The sequence below is a fragment of the Azospirillum oleiclasticum genome (genome assembly GCF_013423485.1).
Classification (GTDB): Bacteria; Pseudomonadota; Alphaproteobacteria; order Azospirillales; family Azospirillaceae; genus Azospirillum; species Azospirillum oleiclasticum.
In genome coordinates, this window is sequence record NZ_JABFFR010000023.1 from 155434 (window position 1) to 181455 (window position 26022).

Here is a 26022-nt window from a genome sequence, read left to right on the forward strand (position 1 = left end):
CTGTCCTTCCGAGAGCCTCAGAGGCCCTGGAACGACGATTGGTCGGGCTCAGGCGGCAGCGGGAGATCGGCGATCCCCCGCGCCGGCATGCCGGTGATGGCTGCTACGTCCTTGACGCTCTTGTCGTCCGATAGAATCTCGCGGGCCCCGGCAACGCGGGCGATGGCGACGATCATTAGGTCAAACTTGATTCGGTGCCTGCCGACGTCTGATTTCAACTGCTTCAGGCGCCCTGCCCAATGCTGGGACATCAACAAGCTGCATTCCAGGGCAGCCCGTTGGTCAAAATCCGCGATCCGGAAGACGCTCATGGTCCGCAGAACTTCTAAAACGGCTGTCGCGGACTCTCCGGTGCTTACCAACATCTCGGTGATGGCAGGTGTTGGCAGAACGAGCTTCGTGCGCGTTTTCGACAAGGTCGAAATCAGGAACTCGACACGCTCCTGACAGCGCTCAACCGGCTTCCCCGTGGGGGCGTCCTGAGGGGGAACAGTATCTGGCTTGATCAGGTACAGGAGGACGTTGGTGTCGACGGCGATCATTCGGTGTCGTCGCCCCCCCGCAAGTCCCGGCATTGCTCGACCAGACCGCCGCGTTCGGGCATCGAGGCCTTCAACTTCGCCAGGGCTTCGGCGAGCGGAGCGTCGTCCAGCACCTCGAAGCCACTGGCCTGGAACCGGCTCAATACCCATTGCTCGCCGATGTCTCGCCTCCAAGTCCCGACCCCCGTCACCCGAAGCGTCTGCCCGAACAGGTGCTGCCCCATCGCTTTGGCGAGCTGGCGGGTGGTTTCACCGCTCCAGGTGCGGTCATGGTCGGCCAAATGGAAGTGGACGGTTCTGTCCTTGCCCCCGATGCGGATCAGTTGCCCCTCGATCATTGTCGGCTGTTGAACCGGTCCGATGCATTCGATCCTGCGCGCGGTGCGTCCAGGGAACGGGATGATCTCGGCCCCGCCAACCTGAAGGACACCGATAGCGTTGTCGTCACGGAGAAGTTCGTTGAGCTTGGTCAGTGCTTTCGCGGCTTCCAGCGGGCCACTGCCAAGCCTGACGCGCGTCAGCCGATCATCAATCCTTGGCCGAGCTGGTTCATCGGCCCAAGCAACCAGAACAGCGCTGCCGTGATCGATGCGGTCGAAGTGAAGGCCGGGATCGTCACCCAGCAGCCTGCTGAGCTCCCCCAGATACGCAACGAGGCGCCCGAGAGACAGAGTCTCCGGGTTGAGCGCATCGATCACGAACCGCAGTTCCGTCTTCACGGATCCTCTCCCACATCGTCCCTAAACATGCGGACAACGTCGGACAAAGTCAAAGCGACCAATGCGCGCGATGTGTCCCGGATTGCGCCGGCGTTGCAGGAAACGGAAAGCAAGTTCCGCCGAACCGCTCGGATTTCAAACGACGACACAACCGCGCCGACCCAGCGTCACCCGCTCCGCGCCGCGTGCAGCACCTCCAGGAAATTCGGGCCGATGCGGGCGATGTCGCAGGCGTGGGCGGCGAAGCGGGATTGGGCGGCGGCGCAGGCGGTGCGGAGGTCGGCGTCCCGGCGCAGGCGGCGGGCGGCGGCGAGGAAGCCGTCGCGGTCGCCGGGATCGACGGCCAGCCCCAGCCCCTCCCGCTCCACGATCCTGCGGGCGAGGTTGGCGGCGGGGATGGCGGCCAGGATCGGGCGTTCGGCGCAGGCGTGGCTGTAGACCTTCGACGGCACCGACAGGGCGCCGGCATACTCCTCCAGCAGCACGACGGAGACGTCGGCGGTCGCCAGCACCTCCGGCAGCATGCCGAAGGGCTGGAAATCCAGCAGCACGAGGTTGTCCAGGCCGTCGCGCGCCTTCGCCTCCTCCAGGAAGCGGCGGCCAAGCCCCTGGCTCACCGCCACTACCCGCACCGCCGGGTCGTCGCGGAAGGCGTGGGCCAGGCGCAGGAGCTGGCCGGGGTCGTGCTTCATGCCCAGCGTGCCGGAGCACAGGAAGACGAACCGGTCGGCCAGCCCCTGCGCCCGCGCCCAGCCGTTGTCCTTGGGCAGAGGGCGGATCTCGCCGAGCGGCGCCCAGTTCTCGATCACCGTGCCGCGCGGGTGGCGCACACCGCGTTCGGCGAGCGTGGTCAGGAAATCGGGGGAGATCACCACCAGACCGGCGGCAGCGCGCAGCGTGCCGTACTCCACCCGCTCCAGGAACCCCAGGGCCGGCACGCGCAGCAGGGCGGGCTTGCCCTTCAGGATCTCCGCAGCACCGATGGAGAAGATGTCCTGCACCCAGCAGACCAGAGGCACCCCCACCCGTGACAGGGCCTTCAGCAGCCGCTGCTGCACGGCCGGCGGGGTGTTGGCGGAGAGCACCACGTCGGGCGCGAAGGCGAGCACCCGCTCCGCCAGCCGGGCGCCGAAGCGCGTCTCCTGCCACCAGCGGCGGGCGAGGTCGTATTTGGTCAGGGGGCGGCCGGTGGACACGGCCTCCACGGCGAAGCTGGCGGGGTCGTCCGGATGCCGGTCGAGCCGGCCGCGCGGCGCCTCCACATCCCCGGAATAGAGGTGCAGCACCGCGTGGCCCTGCGCCGCCAGCCAGCGGCTGAGCTGCACCGGAAAGGCGTAGCCGCCGTAATCATGCACCGCCACGCGCAGCCGCGGCCCGCCGGCCGGCAGGCCGGTCCCGGCCCGCGTCCGTTCGCGCAGAAGCGTGGATGCCGCGTCCACCATGCGTCCACCATCGGAGTAATCCGAAGGTGGACGCTACAGGACCAGGCCGGTGCGGTTCAACCGGCGATACCCGCGTGCAGCGCCCTGTCCCCGCTTTGATCCAGATCCGTGCACGACCCTTCGCGCCGTTCTATACAGGGCGGACCATCCACAGCATGGCGGTTTCCGGCCGATGATCCTCTACGCCCTGCGCTGCACCTGCGGCCACGAGTTCGACCAGTGGTTCGAGAACATGGCGGACTGCACCGCCCGCCTGCCCACCCAGCCCTGCCCGTCCTGCGGCAAGCCGGAACTGTCCAAGGCCATCATGGCCCCGCGCGTCGGCAAGGCGCAGCCCGCCCCGGCCCCCGCCTGCAACCCCGGCGGCTGCGCCAACGCCATGTGCCCGATGGCGCAGGTGGCTTTATGCTCGCCCTCACACGGCGGGCGCGGCCATCCGGCCGCTTGCCTTCGCGGGCATGAGCCCGCGGGGCAGCGGTCGCGGCCCTTACCATCGCGCGTAAGTCAGAACCTACGCGCGATGGTACAAGACGGTCGTTCAGCGCCGGGCGCGGCGTTCGGCGGTCAGCGGGGGCAGGGGGCCGGCGGTCAGTTCCTCGCGGCGGCCGAAGGTCGGTTCGCGCCGGCCGTCGAAGCTGGGGATGCCGCGCTCGCCCCCGCCCGGAGCCCCGCCGGGAGCCGTAGCCGGAACGGCGGCCGTCCGGCCGCTGCGCCACCAGCCGGCCAGCAGATAGCCGAGCGTCGCCACGATCACCCCGATCACCCCATAGGCCGCCCATTTCGGCGGGCGCCAGCCGGTGGCCTCATCCTTGGCGGCGGCGGTGGTCGCCACCTCGTGGCCCGCGGGATCGGCGGCGCTGACCGCGGCGCGCGGGACGGCCTGCGGGGCCGGGGCCTCCGCTTGGGATGGCGCGCGCGATCCGCCGTGGCTGGGGGCGGGGCTGGCGGCCGAGGGGGAGCCGGGGCCGCGCACCACCGGGTTGTACGCGACCTCGGCGTCGGTGCCGGCGCCCTCGATGCGCTGGGTGGGGGCGGCGCGCGGGGTGACGTCGCGCTGCGCCTCCCGCGTGCCGGAGCCGCCCGGTTTCGGTGCGGCGAGGTTGCCGACGGTGGAGGAGGCCTTGCGGTCGCCCATCATCTTCGCCACGGTGGCGCTATCGAGCTGCCCGGTGGCCGGCAGGCCGACCGACCGCTGGTAGGCGCTGAGCGCCTGGCGGGTGCCCGGCGTCATCTGGCCGTTGGCCCGGCCGCCGGTGTCGAAACCCTTTTCCTTCAGGACCGTCTGCGCCCACTGGATGTCGGCGGCCGACGGATCCTGCGCCACGGCACCTCCGGCGGCGATCGCCGCCGCCAGACCGCCCAGCAGCGCCAGCGCCAGCCGCCCGCGCCGAAACCCGGAAACCACGCCCATGAACCGACCTCTCGCCCGCACCACGCCAAGGGTGTAAGACCGATGTAGGTAGCAGATTGCGGCGGAAATCCAGGTGGAATTTCCGCGTAGGCCGCCCGTGGTGCCGGCATGCGGCCTTTGCGCCACGCCCTTGCGGTGGTGAAGGCCCCAATTAACGCTTGGGTCACCAACCGGGGCCTACCGTCGGGGACTCTGCGGAAGGAGGGGAAGGCCATGGGCGTCTGGTGCCGCGCGACCATCATTCTGGGATGTCTGGCGCTGGCCGGCTGTGGCAGCACCCCCACCCACCGCGAATGGACGGCCACCGGCGAAGGCACCGCCACCGCCGCCTATGACGAATGCGACGATCAGGTCGACACGCTCATGCGGCTGCGCGGCTACCCGGTGAACCCGCTGCCCGAGACGCCGCAATTCCAGTACCGCAAGACCGTCTTCGCCCAGTGCATGCGCCGCAAGGGCTACGAGGCGGAGTGACCGGGCGTCATCCCAACCCCCAGCGCATATAGACCAGCGCCCCGGCCAGCAGCCCGATCAGCACCACGGCCAGATAGAAGCGCACCGGCGCCCGCGTGCGGTCCTTGGCACCCGGCGCCTTGGGCGGTCGCGCCGCCGCGGTCCGTCCGCGGCCCGATTTGCGGGTGCCGCCCTTGGACGGATCGTACAGGTGGATGAGCGTCCAGTTGAACTCCATCCCGTCGTAGCCGGAGTCGGGGTTGTAATCGAGCTGGATCAGACGGAAATAGGCGCGCGGGTTGACCTTCACCATCAGGTCGAAGCGCGCCTCGGTCTGGGCCAGCTCCTCCCCCACCTCCAGCGTCGACCAGCCCTTGCCGCGCGCCTTCTGAATGGCGAAACGGGTGGGTTGCGGCGGGCGGGCTTGCGGCATGGCCGGTCTTGTAGCACACCGAACGCCCGCTGCGGAGATCCCGGACACCGCCCATGCGCGTGCAGACCATCCTCGCCCACCCGCTGCCCGACAGCTTCGCCGCCGCCGTGCACCGCACCGCCGCCGACACCCTGCGCGACGCCGGTCACGAGGTGGCGGAGACCGACCTCTACGCCCAGGGCTTCGAGCCAGCCCTGACCGCCGCCGAACGCGCCGCCTACCACCGGCCGGACTACGACACGACGGCCGTCGCCCCGCTGGTGGAGCGGCTGCGCTGGGCGGACGCCCTGGTGCTGGTCTACCCGCACTGGTGGTTCGACATGCCGGCGATCATGAAGGGCTATTTCGATCGCGTGTGGGCCCCCGGCGTCGCCTTCCGGCACGACCCGGCCGGCGGCACCATCCGGCCGCTGCTGACCAACCTGCGGCACGTGGCGGTCCTGACCAGCTTCGGCTCGCCCTGGTGGATCAACGCGCTGGGGCTGCGGCACCCGTCGCGGCGGATCCTGCGCGTGGGCGTGGTCGGCGCTTGCGCCCCCAAGGCGCGCTTCCACTGGCGCGCCCTCTACGACATGGACCGCTCCACACCGGACACCCGCGCCCGCTTTCTCGCGGCGGCGGCGGCGGACATGCGGCGGCTGGGGTAGGCACTCACGCCGCCCCGCCACCGTTTCGGCGCGCCCGCATCCGCTCGACCACCGTGATGACCAGCACCACGAACACGACCAGCGCCACGATCCCCACGAGCCACAGGAACACACCGCCGTCCAGGTCCCGCATCAGGCGGACCAGCGAATTCAGAAGCTTCAGCAGGTCCACGATGGCGTCCATGGCGCAGGTCCTTCAGCGGCAGAGGATCCAGTCGGCGCCCTGGCGCCGGAAGGTGATCGGGAAGTAGTCCGCACCCGAGCCGTCGCGCGCCACGAAGACGATCAGCGGCCGCCCGTCCCAGCGCACGAGCCGGGCGAGCCGCCCGTCGCCGAACACCTGCATCTCGGCGTCCGGCAGCTCCAGCGGGTGCAGGGACAGGCCGGGATCGCGCGCGGCGGCGAACAGGCCGTTGGCCGCCTCCACCGCCTCCGGCGCCTCGAACAGGGCCAGCGCCATCTCCTGGTGCCGCTCGCGCATGGTGGTGGGGATCCAGTCCGTGCGCCCCTCCGCCAGCAGGTCCCGGATGCGGCTGTAGCGCCGTTCCAGCTCCCGCCGCGTGGCGTCGTCGTCGGGGATGCGGTCGCTGGACAGCCAGCGCCACGCGTGGGCGGGCAGGGCGAAGGAGACGGTGCGCCGCGCTGCGAGACCGGCGGGCGGCAGCGGTGCCGCGTCGGCCGCCCCGACCGAGCCCCAGGACGTGCCGCCCGGTGGCGTGCTGTCCGCCACCGCGTCCTCCGGCCGTGGCCGCCCGCCGCGCAGGGACAGGGTGGTCAGCGCCACGTCGTCGCCCTTGGGCCGGGTGTGGGGGCGGATGGTCAGCACCGCCTCGACACGGCTGTCCTCCACCAGGGCGGATTCGCCGGGCGGCGGCAGCATGCGGATGCTCAGCGCGTTGGCGCCGGGGGCGATGGACTCGTTGACCAGCATGGACGCGGTCATCGGGTGGCCGTGTTCCAGGTCCTGGAACACCGGCACGTCGTTGACCCGCACGTCGTAGCGGCAGCCGCCGGCCGACAGGCGGAGCGTGACGATGTGGTCGCGGGTGGGCATGTCAGGGCGCTCCGGTCACGCGACGAATTCCGACATGGTGGTCTTGTCCGGCTTCTGGGTGGCGGACAGGGCGGGCGGCTTGGGCGGGTAGTAGTAGGGTTCGAAGACCGTGAAGGTCTTGCCCGTCTCGCCCACCCGCTCCTTGTCGTCGGTGCCGACCTTGTGCTGCGGCTTGGAGGTGGGGGCCGGGCCCGATTCGCTGCCCGCCATCTTGCGCACGTAGGTGGAGTAGAAGATGGTCAGCCCGTCCCACCCGACCTGCCATTCGATGGAGTCGCCGCCCTTCTTGTTCATGTCGTGGGTGACCTTGCCGCTGATCCCGGTCAGGCCGCCGAGCCGCCCGCCGGCCGCGACGTTCCAGAAATCGGACTTGGCCTCCACCAGCCCTTCCAGGCTCAGCTCGAACTTGCCGCCGACGCTGCCCTCGTCGGGCTGCCAGCGCGGGCGGTTGGGGTCGTGGGCGTCGCTGTTGATCTTCCAGGCCAGCCCACCCTCGATGCTGCCGGCGCCTTTCAGCACCAGCGCCACGTCCAGCACCTCCGCCTGGCGTGCCCGCTCCTTGGCCCACAGCGCCACCTTGATGATGGCCTTGGCGACGGGGTGGGGGGTGTGCTCGAAGGTCTTGAGGAACCATTCCAGCAGGTCCGCCTCCATCGAGGCGCCGATCAGCGGCTGGAAGTTGAGCGCGATGGCCCCTTCCCACCCGACGTACCACTGGCCCTTCTTCTCGACATTCTCCAGCTTGCCGCTGACCTGCACGGTCGGCAGGTTGATGGTCCAGGAGCCGCGGGTGCGGGTGCGCGGGTTGGGCTTGGCGCCGACCGCCACCAGCTCCTTGAACTTGCCGACGAAGGTGACGAGCTTCTTGGCCGGGAACTCCTTGGTGCGCAGGAAGGGCCGCACCGTGACCGACTGGTTGCCGTACTTGGCGGTCAGCGCCACGGCGATGGCCATGCCCATCTGCCGCGTCTCCACCGCCTTCTCGTTCCATTTGTAGGGCGCCAGCGCGCCCGCCGCCTTGCCCTTCGCCGCCTTGGCGTTGGAACGGCTGTAGGGGTCGAGCAGGACGGTCTTTTCCCGCTTCTGCTCGAAGCTGACGGCGAAGGCGCCTTCCCAGGACTGTTTGGGAAACACCTCGATCACCGCCGCCATCCTCGGCGCCGCGCAGGCGTCCACATAGGCGGTGTAGACGTAGGGCTCCGCCGGCATCAGGAATTTGCGGATGAAGTCCAGCAGGTCCAGCGCCAGCCCGGCCAGCGGCGCGCCGGCGCGGACCATGGCGATGTCGTCCATGCCGAAGGTCGCCTCCGGCCCATAGACGCTGACCGCGTAGGGGGAGGGCAGGGTGACGTCGATGTCCGGTCCGCTCACCCGCACCACCGGCCGCAGGTTCTTGGCGGGGATTTTGTCGCGCACCAGCGTGTTGGCACCCGGCCCCTTGCCGGACGGGTGGCCCTGGCGGCAGGGCCCGCCGATCAGGTGGATGCGCGCCAGATCGCGCACCCGCAGCGTCTTCAGCGCCGCGCGCTGCGGCCCGCCGTCGATGGTCACCGTGTCGGACGCCACCATCTGCAGCAGGCAGACCCCGTTGCGCGTCGGCTGGTTGGGCACCTGCAGGATGTAGCCGCGCTCGGAATGGCCGCAGGACACCAGCAGCTTGGTGACGCAGCAGGGCGGCGCGTCCCGCCCGCAGGGCAGGGTCGTTTGCCCCGGCTTGGTGCCGGCGTCGCGCGTCGCGGTCATGCCTCCACCGCCTCCGGCGTTTCGACGGCGGATGCCTCGATCGGAGAAGGAGCGGCGAAGGCGCGCAGCACGGCACGCTCCTCCGCGTCGGGGTCCTCGCCGCGGGCGAAGGCCTCCAGCCGGTCCAGCGCCATCCAGGGCGGCAGCCCCTGGCGCAGCGTCTCGCCCAGCCGCGGCCGGGCCGGGTCGCGGTCGAAATCCGGCCCCAGCGCCGCCATGACGGACAGGAAGCGCAGATGCTGCTGCTCCGTCTCCATGCCCGCGGCGGTGGCGCTGGCGAGCCCGTGGTCCAGAAGCGCATCCACGCGCTCCTCCGGCGTTCCGGCGGGAAGCGCGCCCAGCAACTGCGCGCGGGCGGTGGCGCGGAAGCGGGCGAGCATGGCCCGCTCCAGCGACTTCATCTGGGTTTTGCGGATCAGCAGCAAGGGTGGGGTTCCGCGACGCTCGAACGGGGTGGGGCCACCACGAAGGGATGGGGCGCATACACCCGCAGGCTGTCGTGGTACCCTTAACAAAAGGTTACGTTTCGATTTGTAATGGCAGCCGCTTTGGCAGCGCTGCTCACAGCGCCTCGGCCACCGCGGCGCGGATCCTGGCGATGGCGGTTTCGTCCCGCTTGTAGAAGGTCCACTGCTTCACCCGCTTGGCCCGCAGCAACCCCACCTCGGCCAGCCGTTGCAGGTGGGCGGTCGCGGTGGGCTGACTGACGCCCAGCTTCTCCGCGATCAGCACGACGCAGACCCCGTCCTCGACCAGATCGCCGTCCAACTGGGGTGGAAAATGCGCCCGCGGGTCCTTGAGCCAGGACAGGATGAGCAGGCGCTTCTCGCTGGCCAGCGCGCGGGTGATCGGGGCGATAGACATATAGGAATGTTCCTATATAATGCCGTCCAAGTCAAGCACGGGAGCGGATACGCATGGAGATCGGGATCACGCGGGACGCCATCGCCGCGACGGAGCGGCTGATCCGCCCGCATGTGCGGCGCACGCCGACGCTGGCGCTGGACCCTGCCGAGTTCGGGCTGGCCGCCGGCGCCTTGCATGTGAAGCTGGAGTTCCTGCAGCACAGCGGCTCCTTCAAGGCGCGCGGCGCCTTCGCCCACATGCTGGGCCGCGCCGTGCCGTCCGCCGGGGTCGCCGCGGCGTCGGGTGGGAACCATGGCGCGGCGGTGGCCTACGCCGCCTCCCGCCTCGGCCTGCCGGCGCGAATCTTCGTGCCGACGGTGGCCTCGCCCGCCAAGCTGGAGCGGATCCGCGCCTACGGGGCCGAGCTGGTGGTCGGCGGCGACCGCTACGCCGACGCGCTGGCCGCCATGGAAGCCTTCGCCGCCACCGCCGGCGTGCTGACCGTCCACGCCTACGACGAGCGGGAGACGCTGCTGGGCCAGGGCAGCGTCGGGCTGGAGACGGAGGAGCAGCTTCCCGAGGTCGACACCCTGCTGGTCGCGGTCGGCGGCGGCGGGCTGATCGGTGGAATCGCCGCGTGGTTCGGGGGCCGCGTGTCGGTCGTCGCGGTCGAACCGGCGGAGGCGCCGACGCTGCACCGCGCCTTGCAGGCCGGCCGGCCCGTCGATGCGCCGGCCGGCGGCGTCGCCGCCGATTCGCTGGCCCCGCGGCAGGTCGGCGGGCTGATGTTCCCGATCGCGCAGCGCCACGTCGCCCGCTCGGTGCTGGTCGCCGACGACGCCATCACCGCGGCCCAGCGCCTGCTGTGGGATCGTCTGCGCGTGGTGGTGGAACCCGGCGGGGCCGCCGCCTTCGCGGCGCTGCTGTCCGGCGCCTACCGGCCGCGCCCGGACGAGCGGGTGGCGGTGCTGCTGTGCGGGGCCAACACCACGGCGGTCGACTTCGGCCGCTGACGCGTCGCAAGATCCGGGTTGGACGGGCGCGGCGCTTGCCGCAGCCTGCCGGTTCCGCCACCGACCCGGATGCCCGCATGACCCGCGCCACCGCCATCGACGCTTTGGACTGGACCGCCATCGCCCGCGATCTGGAGGAGACGGGCGTGGCCGTCACCGGGCCGCTCCTCGCCGAGGCGGAAGCGCGGGACCTCGTGGCGCTCTACCCGGACAAGGACCGCTTCCGCAACCGGGTGGTCATGGAGCGCCATGGGTATGGCCGCGGGGAGTACAAGTATTTCGCCTATCCCTTGCCGCCGCCCGTCGCGGCGCTCCGGCAGGCGGCCTACCCACGTCTCGCCCCCATTGCCGACCTGTGGAACGAACGGCTGCGCGACGCACGCCGCTACCCCGCCACGCTCGACGGCTACCTCGCCGAATGCCACGCCGCGGGACAGGTCAAGCCGACGCCGCTGCTGCTGAAGTACGGGCCGGACGACTTCAACTGCCTGCACCAGGATCTCTACGGCGACATGGTCTTCCCCTTCCAGATGGTGCTGCTGCTGTCGCGGCCGGGCGTGGACTTCACCGGCGGCGAGTTCACGCTGGTGGAGCAGCGCCCGCGCGTCCAGTCGCGGGCCGAGGTGGTGCCGCTGGGCCACCTCCAGGCCGCCATCTTCGCGGTGCGCCACCGCCCGGCGCGCGGCACCCGCGGCTTCCACCGGGTGAATTTGCGGCACGGTGTCAGCCGCGTCCGCTCGGGCGAGCGCTTCACGGCCGGCATCATCTTCCACGACGCCCGCTGAGGCGCCGATTTTTTGGAACGCCTCTAAGAAGGCCCTGTTGACGGACCTGGAGCGCGCCGGCAGGGGCCATGCCCCCGCCGCGAAGCGCGCTCCATCCGGTCATCACTCTGGACGAGGGGTTCTTCCGCATGTTCATGCACAACAAGCGGCTTATGTACACGGTGCGCGTGTCGGAGCCCGATCCCAAGCTGGCCAGCCTGATGCTGGAGCAGTTCGGCGGGCCGCAGGGCGAGCTGGCGGCGGCCATGCGTTATTTCGTGCAGGGTCTGGCCGAGGAGGATCCCGGCCGCAAGGACCTGTTGATCGACATCGCGACCGAGGAGCTGAGCCACCTGGAGGTGATCGGCAGCATCGTCGCCATGCTCACCAAGGGCGTGAAGGGCAAGCTGGCGGAAGGGGCGGAGGAGACCGCCGACATGCTGGCCAACATCACCGCCGGTGGCGACAGCCACACCCTGTCGCTGCTCTATGGCGGCGGGCCGGCGCTGACGAATTCCGCCGGCGTGCCGTGGACGGCGGCCTATGTCGATTCGATCGGCGATCCGACCTGCGATCTGCGCTCCAACATCGCCGCCGAGTCGCGGGCCAAGATCCTCTATGAGCGCCTGATGAACGTCACGCCCGATCCGGGTGTGAAGGAAGCGCTGGGCTTCCTGATGACCCGCGAGGTGGCGCACCAGAAGTCCTTCGAGAAGGCGCTCTACAGCATCGAGAACAACTTCCCGCCCGGCAAGCTGCCCGGCATCCCGGAGTATGCCAACAAATACTACAACATGAGCCAGGGTCCGGGTGACGCGCGCGGCCCGTGGAACCAGGGCGAACAGTGGGAGTATGTCGACCTCCGCCAGGACCAGTCGGCGGTGGACGGCGGCGACGGCAACGCCACGGTGCGCCTCGCGGCGGCCGAAATCGCCGCGGTGGAGAAGGTGGCGGAGCGCACCAAATCCGACCTGTCCAGGGATCCGACGACGGGCGCCGACCTCGGCGCCGGGCCGGGTGCCGGCAAGACCAAGCAGGTGTCGGGCTGAGCGCCGGCAAGACCAAGCGGGTGGCCGGCTGACTGCCGGCCAGGGCATGAATGGGCGTCGGGAGACCGGCGCCCGTTCCATTCGGTGGAAAGGCAATATCCACACTCTTGCTAGGAACTATCCGTTCGTGCATCAATGTCCGTGCCTTCGTCCGCTGAATCCGGCCTGATGCAGAACGATCGAACCGCGGCAGCCTTGTCCGTGCTCGTGTGCAGCCACTGCGGCCACGAGGTGTTGCTGGGTGAGCCGATGTTCTGGCTGCCAGACCGCCCAGGGTTCCTCTGGCACGACGACTGCGCCCAGGCCATCGGCCTGCTACCCCGCACCCTGCCGCCACCCAAGCCGACCCGCCGCCGCGCGCCGTCCAGCCGGACCACGCGGCGCTGACGGGTCGTGCCGCAGCTACCGCTGGTCCAGCTTCAGCTCGATCCGGCGGTTGCGGGCCATGGCATCCTCGCTGCCGGACGGGTCGAGCGGCTGGTTTTCGCCGAAGCCGGCGACCGCCAGCCGGCCGGGCGGGATGCCCTGCTCGATCAGGTATTTGGCCACCGAGATGGCGCGCGCCGCCGACAGTTCCCAGTTGGAGGGGAACTGCGCCGTGTTGATCGGCCGCGAGTCGGTGTGACCGTCCACCCGCAGCACCCAGTTGATGTCGGACGGCATGGTCTTCGCCACATCGATCAGCGACTGCGCGAGCTGCCCCAGCCGCTCCCGCCCGGCCGCCTCCAGCGACGCCGCACCGGAGGGGAACAACAGTTCGGACTGGAAGACGAAGCGGTCGCCGACGATGCGCACGTCCGGCCGGTTGCCCAAGGCCTCGCGCACGCGGCCGAAGAACTCCGACCGGTAGCGGGCGAGTTCCTGCACCTTGCTGGCGAGCGCCTGGTTGAGGCGGGAGCCGAGGTCGGCGATCTGCACCCGCTGCTCCTCGCCCTTCTTCTCCGACGCCTCCAGCGTGGCGCTGATGCGGGCGAGCTGTTCGCGAAGGGCGGCGATCTGCTGGTTCAGCAGCGTCACCTGCACGCGGCTGCGGGTGGTCAGCTCCTGTTCGCCCGAGAGCGCGGCCTTGGTGGTGTCGATCGCGGACAGCAGTTCGGTGATGCGGATGTCGCGCTGGTCGATGGCCTTCTGCGCCAGCACCGTGCGCTCCTTCTGATCGGACAGGCTGGACTCCAGCTCGCGCGAGCGGTCGCGCAGCGCACCGAGATCGGCCATCAGCAGCCGCTTCTGCTCCTCCGTCAGGCGCAGCGCTTCGGCGGTGCGGCTACGCTCGGTTTCGGCGGTCTCGGCTCGGGCGCGCTGGGAGTCGAGGTCGGCCATCAGCTTGCGGACCTGCTCGTCGGTCAGGCGCAGCTTGTCGGCCAGCCGCGAGCGTTCCTCCTCCGCCGTGCCGGCGCGTTCACGGGCCGCCTTGAGGTCCCTGCCGAGCGCGGATGCCTGTCGCTCCGCGGCCTCGGCGCGCTCGCGCGTTGCGGTCAGGTCGGTGCCGAGGGTCGCGGCCTGCCGCTCGGCGGCCTCGGCACGCTCCCACGCGGCGGTGAGGTCGGTGCCGAGGGCCGTCGCCTGCCGCTCGGCGTTGTCGGCGCGGTCGCGGGCGGTGCCGAGTTCGGCCAGCAACCGCTGGCGCTGCTCGTCGGTGCGCCTCAGGCTGTCGTCGGTGCGTTGCAGGGTTTCGGCGGTCTGCGCGCGGTCGCGCTCGGCGGTCTCGGCGCGGCTGCGCAGCGTGTCGCTGAGGCGCGACAGGGCCGCAACCTCGACCTCCAACCGCTCGCGCGCCTCGCGCAGAGCCTTCAGGTCGTTCTGCAGGCTGGCCACCTCGCGCAGCCGCAGCTCGATGGTCTCGCGGTCGGCCCGGACGGTGCTGCGCAGCTCCTCCGCCGCGCGGGCGAGCTGGTCGCGGTCGTCCTGCAGGGTCGCGAGCTGGCTGGTCATGTCCTCGCGCGCGGCGGTGGATGCCTGCAGCTCGTCGGACACCTGGGCGATGCCCAGGCGCAGGTCGGCGTTCGCCTCCCGCTCCAGGGCCAGCAGGTCGTTCAGCTCGGCGACACGTGCGTTGAGCCGGGTGAGCTGCTCGTCCCGCCCGGTCAGCGCGGTGGCCATGTAGAACTGCGCCACCACGAACACCATCAGCAGGAACATGACCACCATGATGAGGGACGACAGGGCGTCCACCCATCCGGGCCAGGCGTTGATCTCGCGGTGGCCGTTGCGGCGGCTGTTGCCGGCCATGCTCGTTCCCTACCTTGTTCCGGCGCCGCGGGGGCGGGCCCGTCAGCGCGATTCCGCCTCTTCGGCCAGGGCCGCGATGGTGCGGGTGAGGATCTTGATCTCGCTGCGGATCTCGGCCACCGCCTGGGTGCGCCCGGCGGACGCCTCCTCGACCAGCCGGGCCAGATAGACGTCGACGTTGCGCAGATGCTGGCGCGACGCCTCATCCAACCCGCCGACCGTGGCGTCGGTGAGGCGGGCCAGCAGCGTCTTCATGTCCCCCTGCCCCTCGGCAAGACGCAGCATGAGCTGCTGTTCGGCGCGCATCTGGTCGGTCAGCATGGTCAGCCGCTCGGTGAGCTGCATGAGGCCCTGGCTGGCGGTGCGCCGCCCCTCCTCCGAGGCCGCCACGGTGCGCTGGAGCGTATCGAGATTCTCCGCCGTCTGCTCCAGCAGCGCTTGGAGATAGGCGGGGATCGACTGGTCGCCGGTCTCCAGCCCGCCGGCCCCGCTCGACAGCCGGGTGGCGCCGGACAGCCAGTCCTCCAGATCCTGGAAGAAGCGGTTCTGCGCTTGGCTCGCCTGGAGTTCCAGGAAGCCCAGCACAAGCGACCCGGCGAGCCCGAACAGCGACGAGCTGAAGGCCGTGCCCATGCCGGTCAGCGGCGCTTCCAGCCCCTGTTGCAGGCCCTGGAACATCACGCCGACGTCGCCACCCTGCACCGACAGCGAGCCGATGACGTTGCCGACCGACTGCACCGTTCCCAACAGGCCCCAGAAGGTGCCGAGCAGCCCCAGGAAGATCAGCAGCCCGATCAGGTAGCGCGACAGCTCCCGCGATTCGTCCAGCCGGGCCGAGATGCCGTCGAGCAGCGAGCGCATGGACAGCGCCGACAGGATCAGCCGACCCTTGCGCTCGCCCAGCATGCGGGCCATGGGGGCGAGCAGCACCGGCTCGGGCTCCTCGGACGAGGCGCTGGGGCGGGCCTGCTGAAAATGCTCCAGCCACGCCACCTCCCGCCGCAGCATCACCACCTGCCGGAAGATGAAGACCACGCCCAGGACAAGCGTGCCCAGGATGACGCCGTTGAGCACGGGGTTGTGCATGAAGGAGCTGCGCAGCGGCGCGTAGAGGAGCGCCACCACGGTGACCACCACGGCCAGGAACAGGGCCATCCGGGTCAGATAGCGCTCGGGGCGCGACATCGGGGCAGGAACCTCCGGGGTGCGGCGCGGCGGATGGGCCGGCTCAGTCGTTGACGAACTCCAGGTCGATGCGGTCCTGCGGCCCGTCCTTCGCGGGGGCGCCGGTGCCGAGCGCTCGGATGTCGATGCGGGTGCTGCGGATGCCGTAGGCGGTCAGCCGCTCGCGCAGCACCAGAGCCCGCGCCAGCGACAGCTGCCGCGCCTCGCGCGCCGTCTCCTCGGTGCCGCTGGCGTAGGAGAAGAGCTGGAGCCGCGCCGTCTCCCGCGTGCGCAGCCGTTCCGCCACCGGGGCCAGCAGCGCATCGACGCTGGCCGGCAGATCCACCTCACCCGCCGCGAAGGTGACGGTGAGCGGGCCCGCAGGCAGTGGCGCCGAAACGGCCGGCGGTGGCGGCAGGGCGGCGGGTGCGGTGGGTTGCGGCGCCTGCGGGCGCGGCGGCGGCGCGGTGGCGACCTGCGACCCCGGCGTCGGAACCGGCGGTCCCGGTTGGTTGCGCAGCGATTGCGGCACGTTGGGGATCGCGGCCGGCGGTGGGGGCGGCGGGATCGGCGCCTCCGCCGTGATCTGCGGGGGCGGCGGTGCCGCCATCACCTCCGGCAGGACGAGGCGCGGCGGTGCCTTCGGTGCCGGCGGGGTGCCGAGCGCGGGACGCGTCGGCACCGGCAGCGGCCTGGCGTTCTCCAGCGTCAGACCCATGGCACCGGGCGGCGGCGGCGGCAGGATGCGCGCCGGCTGGCCGGGAGCGCCCTGGCCGGGAGCACCCTGGACGGCGGCCGCGGGTGCCGTCTGCGCCAGCAGCCCCGACGGCGACGCCAGCATGACGGCGGTCGCGACCGCGATCGCGGCGCACACGCCCCTCGCACGCGCTGACGACCGGCCGGTCATGCCCGCGGACCACTCCCTTTCCGACGCGGCGCGGACGCCGCGAAGCCATTGAAACACCGGGGGACCATAGCCCAAGGATCGGCAAAGCGACAACCGCTTTGGCCGTGTGCGAGGGAGGCTCCGTCCAATGAGCCGGATGCCTACCCCGATCGTTCGGGTGATGCCGCGGCACCCGCCGAGGGGCTGGACGGCTTCGTCCGTTCGGCACCCCGCAGCACCTTGGCGAGCGGCAGATGCAGATGCGCGTTGGCCGCCAGGATGGAGCCGCCGAACACCGGGTTGCGGCCGCCGCCGATCTCGCCGACGAAACCGCCGGCCTCGGTCACCATCAGCGACCCGGCAGCGCAGTCCCAGGGCGACAGCCCGCGCTCCCAATAGCCGTCGTAGCGCCCGGCCGCGACGTAGGCGAGGTCGAGCGACGCCGCTCCCCATCGGCGGATGCCCGCCACCTCCATCATCAGCGCGTTCAGCTCGGTCTGGAACTGCGCGCTGTCGCCGTGGCCCTTGAAGGGGATGCCGGTGGCGATCAGCGCGTCCTCCATCCGGCGGCGCTCGGACACGCGCAGCCGGCTGTGGTTGAGGAAGGCGCCGGCGCCCTTCTCCGCCCAGAACAGCTCGTCGTGCACGGGTTCATACACCACGCCGGCGACGATCTCCCCGGCCTTCTCCACCGCGATGGAGATGGCCCAGTGCGGCAGGCCGTGCAGGAAGTTGGTGGTGCCGTCCAGCGGGTCGACAATCCAGCGGGTGGTGTCGTCGCGGCCCTTGCTGCCGCCGGACTCCTCCATCAGAAAGCCGAAGTCGGGCCGCGCCTTCGCCAGCTCCTCGCGCAGGATCTTCTCCGCGCGGGTGTCGGCGACGGACACGAAGTCGGCCGGTCCCTTGCGCGAGACCTGGAGATGCTCCACCTCGCCGAAGTCGCGCACGAGACCCTTGGCCGCCTTTTCGGCGGCGCGGGCCATCACATTGATGAGGGCGGAGCGGGCTGCCATGATGCCTGTATCAGTCCTTTGCGCGTTCGACGTATTCGCCGGTGGCGGTGTCGACGATCACCTTGGTGCCGGCGCCGATGTGCGGCGGGACCAGGATCGACACGCCGTTCTCCAGCTTCGCCGGCTTGTAGGAGGAGGACGCGGTCTGCCCCTTCACCACCGGGTCGGCCTCGACGATCTCCAGGGTCACCTTGGGCGGCAGCTCGACCGAGAGCGGGGCGCCCTCGAAGCTCTGCACCGTCACTTCCATCCCGTCCTGCAGGAACACGGCCTGGTCGCCGATGATGTCGCGCGGAATGCTGATCTGCTCGTAGCTTTCCTTGTCCATGAAGGTGAAGTTGTCGCCTTCACCGAACAGGAAGGTCATGTCGTGCTCGTCCAGGCGGGCGCGCTCGACCGTCTCCTGGGTGCGGAAGCGCTCGATGTTCTTGTTGCCCGTGCGCACGTCCTTCATTTCGAGCTGGATGAACGCGCCGCCCTTGCCGGGCTGGACGATGGCCGTCTTTTGAATGACCCAGAGCTTGCCGTTGTGTTCCAGCACGTGGCCGGGGCGCATCTGGTTGGCGTTGACCTTCATGACCGTAAACCCGTGATGTCCGTGTGACGAGGCGGCCGGACCCTAGCAGCTTGCCCGCGGGGAGGCAACGCCGGGGGCCGCTTTCCCCGTCGGCGTTGGCCGAATCGCGGCCGATTGCGGGCGGAACCGCTCCGGTGCATGGTTCCGGGCATGAAGAACAGCACCATCCCCCCCTGGCGCCCCGACGCCTTCGCCCGCCGCCGCCCGCATCTGGAGGCGCGCGGCCGCGTGCTGCGCGCGATCCGCCGCGTCTTCGAGGAGCGGGGCTTCACCGAGGTGGACACGCCCGCCCTCCAGGTCTCGCCGGGGATGGAGCCGCACCTGCGCTCCTTCGCCACCGAACTGGTCGGCACCGATCCCGCCGACCGGCTGCGGCTGCACCTGCACACCAGCCCCGAATTCGCCATGAAGAAGCTGCTGGCCGCCGGCGTGCCGCGGCTCTGGCAGCTCGCCCACGTCTTCCGCAACGGCGAGCGTTCGGACACCCACCACCCGGAATTTTCCATGCTCGAATGGTACCGGGCGGGGGAGGGATACCGGACCCTGATCGACGACTGCGTGGATCTGGTGCGCGCGGCGGCGGAAGCGGCGGGGCGCAATGTGTTCCGCTTCCGTGGCGTGGAGTGCGACCCCTTCCGCCCCTGGCGCGTGCTGACGGTGGCCGACGCCTTCGCGGAATACGCCGGCATCGACCTGCTGGCGACGGTGGATGGCACCCACGACCCCGACCCGGCGGCGCTGGCGGCGGAGGTCGCGCGCATCGGCATCCACCCCCACCCCGGCGACCGCTGGGAGGATCTGGTCTTCCGCGTGATGTTCGACCGCATCGAACCCCGGCTGGGGGAGGGGGTGCCATGCGTGTTGACCGATTACCCCGTCTGCATGGCGGCCCTGTCGCGCCCCAAGCCGGAGGACCCGCGTCTGGCCGAGCGTTTCGAGCTCTACGCCTGCGGCCTGGAACTCGCCAACGCCTTCGGCGAGCTGACCGACGCGTCCGTGCAGCGCGCCCGCTTCGAGGCCGACATGGATCTCAAGGAACGGCTCTACGGCGAGCGCTTCCCGATGGACGAGGATTTCCTGGCCGCCCTGGAGCACGGCCTGCCCGAGAGCAGTGGCATCGCGCTCGGCTTCGACCGCCTCGTCATGCTGTGCAGCGGGGCCGAGCGCATCGACGAGGTGCTGTGGCTGCCGGTGGCGGGGCCGTGACGTCGCTTCTGCAGTCCGCCGCGAGCAGGGATCACGTCGGGTCCGGAACCACCCGCGACCGGCTGCCGTAGATCACCAGAACCCGGTCCTTGACGGAAAGCGCTGGCGTGGACCCCTGAACAACGGTCAGCAACGCGCCATTCTCGGTCTGCACGACATACTCGATGCCGGTTTGCCGTGTGGCAGACTCCTCGATCATCGCGCCGGCGATGCCGCCGACCACGGCACCGCCGACCGCGCCGATGATGTTGGTCTGGACGTTACCGCCGATCATGGAACCGGCGGCACCGCCCGCAACCGCACCGGCGCCGGCTCCAAGCCCGGATTGCGTCCCGCCAATGGCGACCGGACGGGCGCTGATGATGACCCCGCGGACGGTGCGGTTCACTTGCCCCACCGAACCGACCGCGTAGCTATCGGGCGAAATATTCGGCGCGCAGGCTGCGGCCATCAACCCCAGCCACGCCACCGCACCGATACGCGCGACCTTGGTCCTCATGAGGTAGGAGCCGGCTTGGTCCCCGTTGGCGCCGTCGGGGAGTTCTGCGGCGCTGGCCTGCCGGCCGGAAACATGGGGCGTTCCAGGTTGACCGTTTCAAGCTGTTGAAGGAATTGCAGGATGTTGTTCTGAATGGAGCGATTGGCGCTTTCCCGCGCACGGACGACGCCGATAAACGCATATTCGAAAGGCACTTCACCCTTCGTATCGACGTCAGTGGAGAAGATGATCGATCCATCACTGCGATCGATGATCTCATACCGTGCGGCACTCTCCGTCACCATGGTGCCGCCGAATGCCGGCATCTTCACCTTCAGGATTTTGACGGCAAGCGACAACTTCCGGGGAGCGTCGTCACGGAAGATGGCCATCTTGGTGACGGCTTCCTCGATCGCCGTTTTCCACAGAGGCGCGACCGACTCAACCCCGTACTCCAGGTCGCCGGTCGCCTCATCGGGCCGGGCAACACCGACGGTTATCGCCTTCAATTCGGCGTTCAGCTTCGTCTGTGTAGGGCCTACGTTCGGCACGGAAAAGTTCAGCGGGGGAAGCTGCGGGCCGCACGCCGAGAGAAAAAAGGAACAAAGAACCGCCGAAAAGAGCTTTCTTGGCATGCAAGCCGCCATTCTGGACATGCGATGCGCACTTTATACAACAGAACGGAATCGCTATCAACGTGCCGCACGTGGTGATAAGCGGGAGCGCGGAAACGCTCCCGTTTTCAACCGTCATGCGATCGATGATCAGGTGGTCGGCCAGGCACTCAGACGTTGTCGGACGTTTGTCCGCTAGCGGTTCACGTCGATCACCACCCGGCCGCGGGTCTTGCCGGCGAGGATGGCGTCGGCCAGCTCCGGCAGCTTCGACATCGGTTCGACCGTGGTCATGGCGGCGAGCTTGCCGGAATCGAGATCGCGGGCCAGCCGCGCCCAGGCGCGTTCGCGCCTGGCGGCCGGCGCCATCACGCTGTCGATGCCGAGCAGCGCCACGCCGCGCAGAATGAAGGGCAGCACGGTCGTCGGCAGGTCGGTGGAGCCGGCCAGCCCGCAGGCAGCGACGGCGCCGCCATAGACGGTCTGCGACAGCGCGTTGACCAGCGTGATCCCGCCGACCGAATCGACGGCACCGGCCCAGCGCTCCTTCTGCAAGGGCGCGCCCTTCTCCAGCAGGCTGGCCCGCTCGACGATGCCGGTGGCGCCCAGGCCCTTCAGGTAATCGGCCTGCTCCGGCCGGCCGGTGGAGGCGGTGACGGGATAGCCGCGCGCCGCCAGCAGCGCGATGGCGACGGAACCGACACCGCCCGCCGCCCCGGTGACCAGCACCTCCCCACCGCCGGGCTGAATGACGCCGCGGTCCTCCAGGGCATCGACGCAGAGCGAGGCGGTGTAGCCGGCGGTGCCGATGGCCATGGCCTGTTCTGGGGTGAAGACGTCGGGCAAGCGGGTCAGCCACTCCGGCTTCACCCGCTGGAAGCGGCCATAGGCGCCCCACTGCGTCTCCGACAGGCCCCAGCCGTTGACCACCACCCGGTCGCCGGGCTTCCAGTCCGGCGCGCGCGATTCCACCACCGTGCCGGCGAGGTCGATGCCGGCCACCATCGGCAGCTTGCGGGCGATGCGGCCCTTGCCCGACACCGCCAGCCCGTCCTTGTAGTTCAGGGCCGAGAAGGCGATCTCGACCAGCACCTCATGGTCGGGCAGGTCGGCGACGGACAGCTCCTTGAAGCCGCCCTTGGGCTTGCCGTTGGCGTCCTCGATCACGAAGGCGGTGAAGCGGTCGGTCATGGCGCGTTTCTCCCGTTGGTTTTTTGGCGTGCGTTGCGGGAGAGCCTAAGCACGCGGGCGCCGGCGGGCAAGGCCCCGCCCGCCGACGCCGCTGCGTCAGAAGGAGATGCGCGCCTGAATGCCGACCAGATCGACGTGGTTCTCGTACTTGGCGTTCAGGGAGCCGCGGCCGGCGTTGACCCCGGTCGGGCTGGTGTCGGTCAGCTCCAGGGTGGAGTCCTGGACGAAGATGTGGGTGTAGGCGACGTCGAGCTGGATGGCGTCGGTGACCTTGTAGCCGGCGCCCACCGACAGCCAGGTGCGGTCGGCGTCGGGGATGCGCGGCGTGCGGTAGGCGTCGCTGATCGGCGACTGGTCGTAGCCGATGCCGGTGCGCAGCACCAGCCGGTCGGTCGCCTTGTAGGTGGCGCCGAGCGCGAAGAACCAGCTGTCCTTCCACTCCTCCTCGGTGGAGGAGGTGCCGAGCGCCGGGCTGCCGAAGGCGACGCGGAGTTCGCGGAAGCGCGACCAGTTCGTCCACTGCACCTCGCCCATGATGGCGAGCCGCTCGGACAGCTCGTGGTAGGCGCCGAGGCTGACCACCTCCGGCGTGGTCGTCTTGGCGGTGGCGGTCGAGCTGTTCGGCAGCACGCCGGCCAGCGACGCCGGACGGTTGCTGATGGTGATGTCGCCTTCCAGCTCGTGCGTGACCGCCGAGCGGAAGCCGAGACCGACGCGGGTCGTCGGCAGCGGCTGGTAGAGCACGCCGGCGGTGAAGCCGTAGCCGATGTCGTCGCCGACGATGTCGCTGGTCAGGTCCAGCGAGCCCGGCCGGCCGAGCCGCAGCCCGAAGTCGTTCACCTGCGACAGCTCGGCCTTCATGTACTGGACCTGGATCCCGAAACCGACCGTCAGCACCGGGTTGACCTGATAGGACATGGACGGGCCGAAATTGTAGGTGCGCAGGTCCGACCGCACGCCGTGGTAACGCCCCACCCAGTCGTAGCTGTAGTCGGTGACCAGCCCCCATGGCCCGTTGCCGGAAATGCCGAGCTTCAGGTCGTCGTTCACCGTGTAGACGAAGTAGCCCGCCGGCAGCACGGCGTCCTGCGCCCCGTCGCCCACATCCGTGCGCCCGGTGATGGTGGTGCCGCCGGCGTAGGCGGCGCGGCGGGCGCTGGCGCTTTCCAGCTTCGAATAGGGCATGATCCCGGTGAAGGTCTGGACGAACTGGTTCCCCTTCACCAGCCCCATGGTGGCGGGGTTGAAGAACATGGAGCTGGCGTCCCCGTTGCCGCCGGCGCTGATGCCGGCGAAGGAGGTGCCCTGGCCGGACACGCTCTGCTCCTTGAGCGCATAGCCCGACGCCAGCGCCGCCGACGGCAGCAACGCCGCACCGAGGACGGCGGCACCGGCGGCCACGAATTCCTTTCTATGCATAATATTTCCCCCCAGGCGACCTGTTTGTTCGTCCCTTTCCGGACGTTGACGTAAACGTAAATCACCGACCGCGGGAGAGCAATGCCCTTCCTGCAATTCGAAATGGGATTGTTGCCGTTCGGTAACGCTTGGGATGCGGACGGTCAGAGGAGCGGCGATACGGCCCAGAGCACCACGCTCCGCAGCCAGTTCCCCTCGTCCGACCACACCAGCTTGGCGGTGATGGCGAGCGAGGCGAAGACGAGCATGGGGCGCACCAGCCGGGCGCCGTCGCGCATCACCATGTGGGCGCCGGCCTGGGCGCCGATGAATTGGGCCACACCCATGACCAAGCCCGCGGCCCACAGGATCTGCCCGCCCGCCATGAAGAGAAGCAGCGAGGCGATGTTGCTGGCGAAGTTCACCAGCTTGGTGTGGGCGGTCGCCTTGCGCAGGTTGAATCCCTGCAGGGTGACGAAGGCGATGGCGAGGAAGGTGCCGGTGCCCGGCCCGAAGAAGCCGTCGTAGAAGCCGATGCCCAGCCCGGCCGTCAGCGCGAATGTGCCATCGCCGATGCGCCGGTGCTGATCGAGATTTCCGGCGGTCGGGAAGGCCAGCAGATAGACGGCGATGCCGATCAGCAGCAGCGGGATCACGTCGCGCAGGAATTCCGGGTCGCTGACCTGCAGCGCCAGGGCGCCCAGCACGGCTCCCGCCGCGGCGCAGGCGGCGACCGGGGCGACGGCCCGCGGGTCCACCTCGCCCGAGCGTACGAAGCGCAGCGCGGCGGAGAAGGATCCGAAGCTGGATTGCAGCTTGTTGGTGGCAATGGCCTGGGCGGGTGTCAGCCCGCACCACAGCAGCACGGGGATGGTCAGCAGCCCGCCGCCCCCGGCGATGGAGTCGACAAAGCCGGCCACGAGGCCGACCGCGAACAGGATGACGAGCAGGTCGCCGCTCAGCAGGTCCATGATGGAACGGCGTTCAGCCCTGTTCCGCCGCGGCGATCGCCGCGGTGAAGGCGCGAACCCCCGCCCCCGGCCCGTCCGGGTGGTTCCACACCGCACCCACCACGGCCAGGAAATCGGCGCCCGCGCGCACCAGCGGCCCGCAATTGTCCGGCGTGATGCCGCCGATGGCGACGCAGGGAACCTCCATCATCTCCGACCACCAGTCCAGGATCTCCGGCTCGGCGTGGTGGATGGCGTCCTTGGTGGTGGTGGGGAAGAAGGCGCCGAAGGCGACGTAATCGGCCCCGGCCTCCGCCGCGACCATGGCGAGGTGGCGGCTGTCGTGGCAGGTCACGCCGACGATGGCGTCGTTGCCCACCAGCTTGCGCGCCTCGCGGTAGGGGGTGTCGCTCTGGCCCACATGCACGCCGTCGCAGCCGGCGGCGCGGGCGAGGTCGGGCCGGTCGTTCAGGATGAAGGCGACGCCGCGGTCCTGGGTGATCGGGCGCAGCCGGTCGATGGCGCGGCGCAGCGTGTCGTCGTCGCAGTCCTTGAGGCGGAGCTGGACGCAGGCGACGTCGCCCGCGTCCAGCGCCTCGGCCAGCAACGGCGCGAACGCCGCCGGGTCGAGCACCGGCGGCGTCACGAGGTACAGACGGCAGTCCGGGGCGGACACCGTCACTCCTTGCCCTGGTAGATCTTCATGATGCGGTCGAGGAGCGCCAGGGCCTCCTCCTTCGGGCGCTGGAAGGCGTTGCGGCCGATGATCGAGCCGTTGCCGCCGCCGTCGCGGATGGCGCGCGCGTCATCGAACACCGCGTCCTCGCCCTTGGCGGCACCGCCGGAGAACACCACGATGCGGCGCCCGTTGAAGGAGCACTGCATGATGTGCTTCACACGGTCGGGCAGGGTGTCGATCTTGATGCCCTTGGACTCGTAGACCTTCTTGGCCTCCGCGTTCTCCAGGTGGGCGCTGGGGAGCTTCACCTTGATGATGTGGGCGCCGAGCAGGGCCGCCATGTGGGCGGCGTAGCCGATCACGTCGACCGCCAGCTCGCCGTCCTTGGAGATGTTGCCGCCGCGCGGGTAGGACCAGATCACCGTCGCGATGCCGACCGACTTGGCCTCCGCCGACAGCTCGCGGATCTCCTCGTACTGGTCGTACATGGCCTCGGAGCCGGGGTAGATGGTGAAGCCGATGGCCGCGCAGCCCAGCCGCAGCGCGTCCTTCACCGAGGCGGTGACCGCCTGGTCGGCCGCTTCCTTCTGGGTCGACAGGCTGTTGGCGCTGTTCATCTTCAGGATGGTCGGGATGGCGCCGGCGAAGGTGTCGGCTCCGGCCTCCAGCGAACCCAGCGGGGCGGCGTAGGCGTTGCAGCCGGCGTCGATGGCGAGCTGGTAGTGGTAATGGGGGTCGTAGCCCGGGGGGTTCGGGGCGAAGCTGCGGGCCGGGCCGTGCTCGAAGCCCTGATCGACGGGGAGGATGACCAGCTTGCCGCTGCCGCCCAGCTTCCCTTCCATCAGGATGCGGGCCAGATTGCCCTTCACACCCGGGTTGTCGCTCTCGTAATTCGCGAGGATTTCCTTGACTCGGCGCGTGAGCTTCATGGTGGCTCGACCCCTTGGCGGTTTTTTTGGAAAGCGGCGGTCTCATAGCCCAGCGCGCGGCGCTTTGCAACGCCGGGACGGGCGTAGGCTCCCTTTGCCGCGGGGGGCGCCCGAACGGGCTAACCGGTCCGCCCGAGAAGCCAGGCCCGGCAGGCCGCCGCCGCGTCGCGCCGGCCGCGCAGGTCCAGCGCGGCCGGCCTTGCGGTCAGCAGCACCGCGCCGCACGCCGCGGCGATGTCGGCCAGCCGCGCCGCCGCGTCCGCCCGCCCGGAGAACACCAGCCGGGTGACGCCCGCGGCGATGGCGCCTTGCGCGTCCCCCGCCCGGTCGTCGCAGTCGAGGATGGCGATCGCGTCCGCCGACGGGTGTGCGTCCAGCGCCCGACTCCGCAGCTCCAGCAGCCACAACGCCCCGGCGTGCGCCGAGGCCGCCGGCGCCGACAGCAGCGCCACCGCCCGCCCGGTCTCCGCCGCCGCGGACACGGCGGCCAACGCGTCGTCGAGTCCGTGCACCAGCACGGCGGGGGGCAGGGCGGGGGTGGTCATGGGGGTGAGCATAGCGGCGGTGGGTGGGGGCGTCACGCGTCGGGCCC

General features: G+C 70.2%; 30 protein-coding genes and 1 pseudogene. 8 read left to right on the forward strand and 23 right to left on the reverse strand.

The window, feature by feature from the left end; genetic code table 11:
- Window positions 1-17 precede the first annotated feature (17 nt).
- From HL658_RS22290 to HL658_RS22300, 3 genes are all read right to left on the reverse strand, one after another.
- On the reverse strand, window positions 18-542 hold the full coding sequence (locus HL658_RS22290) for a PIN domain-containing protein (RefSeq protein WP_180283067.1): 525 nt from the start codon (window positions 540-542) through the stop codon (window positions 18-20).
- Window positions 539-1261 carry a hypothetical protein gene (locus HL658_RS22295; RefSeq protein ID WP_180283066.1) on the reverse strand — a complete coding sequence of 241 codons (723 nt, stop codon included), beginning with the start codon at window positions 1259-1261 and terminating at the stop codon, window positions 539-541. Before HL658_RS22295 ends, HL658_RS22290 begins: the two co-directional genes overlap by 4 nt.
- Before the next feature lie 167 nt (window positions 1262-1428).
- A complete protein-coding gene (locus HL658_RS22300) occupies window positions 1429-2703 on the reverse strand; it encodes a glycosyltransferase family 4 protein (protein ID WP_180283065.1) in 1275 nt (424 codons plus the stop codon).
- Between the two features lie 232 nt (window positions 2704-2935).
- Here HL658_RS22300 and HL658_RS37285 point away from each other — a divergent pair.
- A pseudogene (locus HL658_RS37285) lies at window positions 2936-2989 on the forward strand (hypothetical protein); the annotation flags it as partial.
- A 252-nt stretch (window positions 2990-3241) separates the two neighbouring features.
- On the opposite strand, the gene HL658_RS22310 reads toward HL658_RS37285, so the two are convergent.
- Window positions 3242-4114, reverse strand: coding sequence for a peptidoglycan-binding domain-containing protein (locus HL658_RS22310; RefSeq protein ID WP_180283064.1), 873 nt, complete (start codon window positions 4112-4114; stop codon window positions 3242-3244).
- Window positions 4115-4327: 213 nt separating this feature from the next.
- Between HL658_RS22310 and HL658_RS22315 the strand changes: the two genes are divergently transcribed.
- Window positions 4328-4588 carry a hypothetical protein gene (locus HL658_RS22315; protein WP_180283063.1) on the forward strand — a complete coding sequence of 87 codons (261 nt, stop codon included), beginning with the start codon at window positions 4328-4330 and terminating at the stop codon, window positions 4586-4588.
- Between the two features lie 7 nt (window positions 4589-4595).
- On the opposite strand, the gene HL658_RS22320 is transcribed toward HL658_RS22315, so the two are convergent.
- Window positions 4596-5000, reverse strand: a complete 405-nt coding sequence (locus tag HL658_RS22320; RefSeq protein WP_180283062.1) for a hypothetical protein — start codon at window positions 4998-5000, stop codon at window positions 4596-4598.
- A gap of 53 nt (window positions 5001-5053) precedes the next feature.
- Here HL658_RS22320 and HL658_RS22325 point away from each other — a divergent pair, with 53 nt between their 5' ends.
- On the forward strand, window positions 5054-5647 hold the full coding sequence (locus tag HL658_RS22325; RefSeq protein ID WP_180283061.1) for an NAD(P)H-dependent oxidoreductase: 594 nt from the start codon (window positions 5054-5056) through the stop codon (window positions 5645-5647).
- Window positions 5648-5651: 4 nt separating this feature from the next.
- Here the strand turns inward: HL658_RS22325 and HL658_RS22330 are convergent, their stop codons facing one another.
- The 5 genes from HL658_RS22330 to HL658_RS22350 form a co-directional block, all read right to left on the reverse strand.
- Window positions 5652-5831 (reverse strand): hypothetical protein, encoded by a 180-nt coding sequence (locus HL658_RS22330; RefSeq protein WP_180283060.1) that lies wholly within the window; start codon window positions 5829-5831, stop codon window positions 5652-5654.
- Window positions 5832-5843: 12 nt separating this feature from the next.
- Entirely contained in the window at window positions 5844-6701 is an 858-nt protein-coding gene (locus HL658_RS22335; protein ID WP_180283059.1) for a hypothetical protein, read from the reverse strand.
- 15 nt (window positions 6702-6716) lie between these two features.
- Window positions 6717-8444, reverse strand: a complete 1728-nt coding sequence (locus tag HL658_RS22340) for a hypothetical protein (RefSeq protein ID WP_180283058.1) — start codon at window positions 8442-8444, stop codon at window positions 6717-6719.
- Window positions 8441-8869: a hypothetical protein gene (locus HL658_RS22345; RefSeq protein WP_180283057.1), complete on the reverse strand. Its 429-nt coding sequence runs from the start codon at window positions 8867-8869 to the stop codon at window positions 8441-8443. The genes HL658_RS22340 and HL658_RS22345 overlap by 4 nt, the downstream gene beginning before the upstream one ends.
- A 136-nt stretch (window positions 8870-9005) precedes the next feature.
- Window positions 9006-9308, reverse strand: a complete 303-nt coding sequence (locus tag HL658_RS22350; protein WP_180283056.1) for an ArsR/SmtB family transcription factor — start codon at window positions 9306-9308, stop codon at window positions 9006-9008.
- Between the two features lie 53 nt (window positions 9309-9361).
- On the opposite strand from HL658_RS22350, the gene HL658_RS22355 reads away from it, so the two are divergent.
- The 4 genes from HL658_RS22355 to HL658_RS22370 all read left to right on the forward strand — a co-directional run bounded on the left by HL658_RS22355 (window position 9362) and on the right by HL658_RS22370 (window position 12503).
- A complete protein-coding gene (locus HL658_RS22355) occupies window positions 9362-10303 on the forward strand; it encodes a threonine/serine dehydratase (RefSeq protein ID WP_180283055.1) in 942 nt (313 codons plus the stop codon).
- A 77-nt stretch (window positions 10304-10380) separates the two neighbouring features.
- Entirely contained in the window at window positions 10381-11088 is a 708-nt protein-coding gene (locus HL658_RS22360; protein WP_180283054.1) for a 2OG-Fe(II) oxygenase, read from the forward strand.
- 68 nt (window positions 11089-11156) lie between these two features.
- Window positions 11157-12116 carry a manganese catalase family protein gene (locus tag HL658_RS22365; RefSeq protein ID WP_246337784.1) on the forward strand — a complete coding sequence of 320 codons (960 nt, stop codon included), beginning with the start codon at window positions 11157-11159 and terminating at the stop codon, window positions 12114-12116.
- Between the two features lie 168 nt (window positions 12117-12284).
- Window positions 12285-12503, forward strand: a complete 219-nt coding sequence (locus HL658_RS22370) for a hypothetical protein (RefSeq protein WP_180283053.1) — start codon at window positions 12285-12287, stop codon at window positions 12501-12503.
- A 15-nt stretch (window positions 12504-12518) separates the two neighbouring features.
- Here the strand turns inward: HL658_RS22370 and HL658_RS22375 are convergent, their stop codons facing one another.
- The 5 genes from HL658_RS22375 to efp all read right to left on the reverse strand — a co-directional run bounded on the left by HL658_RS22375 (window position 12519) and on the right by efp (window position 17985).
- A complete protein-coding gene (locus HL658_RS22375; protein WP_180283052.1) occupies window positions 12519-14345 on the reverse strand; it encodes a peptidoglycan -binding protein in 1827 nt (608 codons plus the stop codon).
- Between the two features lie 42 nt (window positions 14346-14387).
- A complete protein-coding gene (locus HL658_RS22380; protein WP_180283051.1) occupies window positions 14388-15530 on the reverse strand; it encodes an FUSC family protein in 1143 nt (380 codons plus the stop codon).
- Window positions 15531-15573: 43 nt separating this feature from the next.
- Window positions 15574-16383, reverse strand: a complete 810-nt coding sequence (locus tag HL658_RS22385) for an OmpA family protein (RefSeq protein WP_180283050.1) — start codon at window positions 16381-16383, stop codon at window positions 15574-15576.
- Between the two features lie 173 nt (window positions 16384-16556).
- The gene (locus tag HL658_RS22390; protein WP_180283049.1) at window positions 16557-17408 is read right to left on the reverse strand and encodes an inositol monophosphatase family protein; all 852 of its coding nucleotides are present in this window, start codon (window positions 17406-17408) and stop codon (window positions 16557-16559) included.
- Window positions 17409-17418: 10 nt separating this feature from the next.
- Window positions 17419-17985, reverse strand: a complete 567-nt coding sequence (gene efp / locus HL658_RS22395) for an elongation factor P (RefSeq protein ID WP_180283048.1) — start codon at window positions 17983-17985, stop codon at window positions 17419-17421.
- A gap of 150 nt (window positions 17986-18135) precedes the next feature.
- On the opposite strand from efp, the gene epmA reads away from it, so the two are divergent.
- A complete protein-coding gene (gene epmA, locus HL658_RS22400; RefSeq protein ID WP_180283047.1) occupies window positions 18136-19191 on the forward strand; it encodes an EF-P lysine aminoacylase EpmA in 1056 nt (351 codons plus the stop codon).
- Window positions 19192-19222: 31 nt separating this feature from the next.
- On the opposite strand, the gene HL658_RS22405 is transcribed toward epmA, so the two are convergent.
- The 8 genes from HL658_RS22405 to HL658_RS22440 form a co-directional block, all read right to left on the reverse strand.
- Entirely contained in the window at window positions 19223-19690 is a 468-nt protein-coding gene (locus HL658_RS22405) for an outer membrane lipoprotein (protein ID WP_180283046.1), read from the reverse strand.
- Window positions 19687-20304 carry a UDP-N-acetylglucosamine acyltransferase gene (locus tag HL658_RS22410; protein WP_180283045.1) on the reverse strand — a complete coding sequence of 206 codons (618 nt, stop codon included), beginning with the start codon at window positions 20302-20304 and terminating at the stop codon, window positions 19687-19689. Before HL658_RS22410 ends, HL658_RS22405 begins: the two co-directional genes overlap by 4 nt.
- Before the next feature lie 174 nt (window positions 20305-20478).
- A complete protein-coding gene (locus tag HL658_RS22415) occupies window positions 20479-21474 on the reverse strand; it encodes an MDR family oxidoreductase (protein ID WP_180283044.1) in 996 nt (331 codons plus the stop codon).
- A gap of 96 nt (window positions 21475-21570) precedes the next feature.
- Window positions 21571-22893, reverse strand: coding sequence for an OmpP1/FadL family transporter (locus HL658_RS22420; protein WP_180283043.1), 1323 nt, complete (start codon window positions 22891-22893; stop codon window positions 21571-21573).
- Between the two features lie 143 nt (window positions 22894-23036).
- On the reverse strand, window positions 23037-23843 hold the full coding sequence (locus HL658_RS22425; protein ID WP_180283042.1) for a TSUP family transporter: 807 nt from the start codon (window positions 23841-23843) through the stop codon (window positions 23037-23039).
- 13 nt (window positions 23844-23856) lie between these two features.
- Window positions 23857-24498 carry a thiamine phosphate synthase gene (gene thiE / locus HL658_RS22430; protein ID WP_180283041.1) on the reverse strand — a complete coding sequence of 214 codons (642 nt, stop codon included), beginning with the start codon at window positions 24496-24498 and terminating at the stop codon, window positions 23857-23859.
- A gap of 2 nt (window positions 24499-24500) precedes the next feature.
- Window positions 24501-25430: a class I fructose-bisphosphate aldolase gene (locus HL658_RS22435; protein WP_180283040.1), complete on the reverse strand. Its 930-nt coding sequence runs from the start codon at window positions 25428-25430 to the stop codon at window positions 24501-24503.
- Between the two features lie 119 nt (window positions 25431-25549).
- Complete coding sequence (locus HL658_RS22440; protein ID WP_343055277.1) at window positions 25550-26011, reverse strand: hypothetical protein; 462 nt, start codon at window positions 26009-26011, stop codon at window positions 25550-25552.
- Between the last annotated feature and the right edge of the window lie 11 nt (window positions 26012-26022).

Bases quoted from the DNA above. Each gene is read 5' to 3' on its own strand.
- HL658_RS22370 (WP_180283053.1), top strand. From the start codon at position 12,285: ATGCAGAACGATCGAACCGCGGCAGCCTTGTCCGTGCTCGTGTGCAGC.
- HL658_RS22330 (WP_180283060.1), bottom strand. From the start codon at position 5,831: ATGGACGCCATCGTGGACCTGCTGAAGCTTCTGAATTCGCTGGTCCGC.
- HL658_RS22335 (WP_180283059.1), bottom strand. From the start codon at position 6,701: ATGCCCACCCGCGACCACATCGTCACGCTCCGCCTGTCGGCCGGCGGC.
- HL658_RS22365 (WP_246337784.1), top strand. From the start codon at position 11,157: ATGCCCCCGCCGCGAAGCGCGCTCCATCCGGTCATCACTCTGGACGAG.
- HL658_RS22355 (WP_180283055.1), top strand. From the start codon at position 9,362: ATGGAGATCGGGATCACGCGGGACGCCATCGCCGCGACGGAGCGGCTG.
- HL658_RS22310 (WP_180283064.1), bottom strand. From the start codon at position 4,114: ATGGGCGTGGTTTCCGGGTTTCGGCGCGGGCGGCTGGCGCTGGCGCTG.
- HL658_RS22420 (WP_180283043.1), bottom strand. From the start codon at position 22,893: ATGCATAGAAAGGAATTCGTGGCCGCCGGTGCCGCCGTCCTCGGTGCG.
- HL658_RS22325 (WP_180283061.1), top strand. From the start codon at position 5,054: ATGCGCGTGCAGACCATCCTCGCCCACCCGCTGCCCGACAGCTTCGCC.
- HL658_RS22350 (WP_180283056.1), bottom strand. From the start codon at position 9,308: ATGTCTATCGCCCCGATCACCCGCGCGCTGGCCAGCGAGAAGCGCCTG.
- epmA (WP_180283047.1), top strand. From the start codon at position 18,136: ATGAAGAACAGCACCATCCCCCCCTGGCGCCCCGACGCCTTCGCCCGC.
- HL658_RS22290 (WP_180283067.1), bottom strand. From the start codon at position 542: ATGATCGCCGTCGACACCAACGTCCTCCTGTACCTGATCAAGCCAGAT.
- HL658_RS22415 (WP_180283044.1), bottom strand. From the start codon at position 21,474: ATGACCGACCGCTTCACCGCCTTCGTGATCGAGGACGCCAACGGCAAG.
- efp (WP_180283048.1), bottom strand. From the start codon at position 17,985: ATGAAGGTCAACGCCAACCAGATGCGCCCCGGCCACGTGCTGGAACAC.
- HL658_RS22380 (WP_180283051.1), bottom strand. From the start codon at position 15,530: ATGTCGCGCCCCGAGCGCTATCTGACCCGGATGGCCCTGTTCCTGGCC.
- HL658_RS22340 (WP_180283058.1), bottom strand. From the start codon at position 8,444: ATGACCGCGACGCGCGACGCCGGCACCAAGCCGGGGCAAACGACCCTG.
- HL658_RS22320 (WP_180283062.1), bottom strand. From the start codon at position 5,000: ATGCCGCAAGCCCGCCCGCCGCAACCCACCCGTTTCGCCATTCAGAAG.
- HL658_RS22410 (WP_180283045.1), bottom strand. From the start codon at position 20,304: ATGCCAAGAAAGCTCTTTTCGGCGGTTCTTTGTTCCTTTTTTCTCTCG.
- HL658_RS22375 (WP_180283052.1), bottom strand. From the start codon at position 14,345: ATGGCCGGCAACAGCCGCCGCAACGGCCACCGCGAGATCAACGCCTGG.
- HL658_RS22405 (WP_180283046.1), bottom strand. From the start codon at position 19,690: ATGAGGACCAAGGTCGCGCGTATCGGTGCGGTGGCGTGGCTGGGGTTG.
- HL658_RS22425 (WP_180283042.1), bottom strand. From the start codon at position 23,843: ATGGACCTGCTGAGCGGCGACCTGCTCGTCATCCTGTTCGCGGTCGGC.
- HL658_RS22435 (WP_180283040.1), bottom strand. From the start codon at position 25,430: ATGAAGCTCACGCGCCGAGTCAAGGAAATCCTCGCGAATTACGAGAGC.
- HL658_RS22315 (WP_180283063.1), top strand. From the start codon at position 4,328: ATGGGCGTCTGGTGCCGCGCGACCATCATTCTGGGATGTCTGGCGCTG.
- HL658_RS22360 (WP_180283054.1), top strand. From the start codon at position 10,381: ATGACCCGCGCCACCGCCATCGACGCTTTGGACTGGACCGCCATCGCC.
- HL658_RS22390 (WP_180283049.1), bottom strand. From the start codon at position 17,408: ATGGCAGCCCGCTCCGCCCTCATCAATGTGATGGCCCGCGCCGCCGAA.
- HL658_RS22300 (WP_180283065.1), bottom strand. From the start codon at position 2,703: ATGGTGGACGCGGCATCCACGCTTCTGCGCGAACGGACGCGGGCCGGG.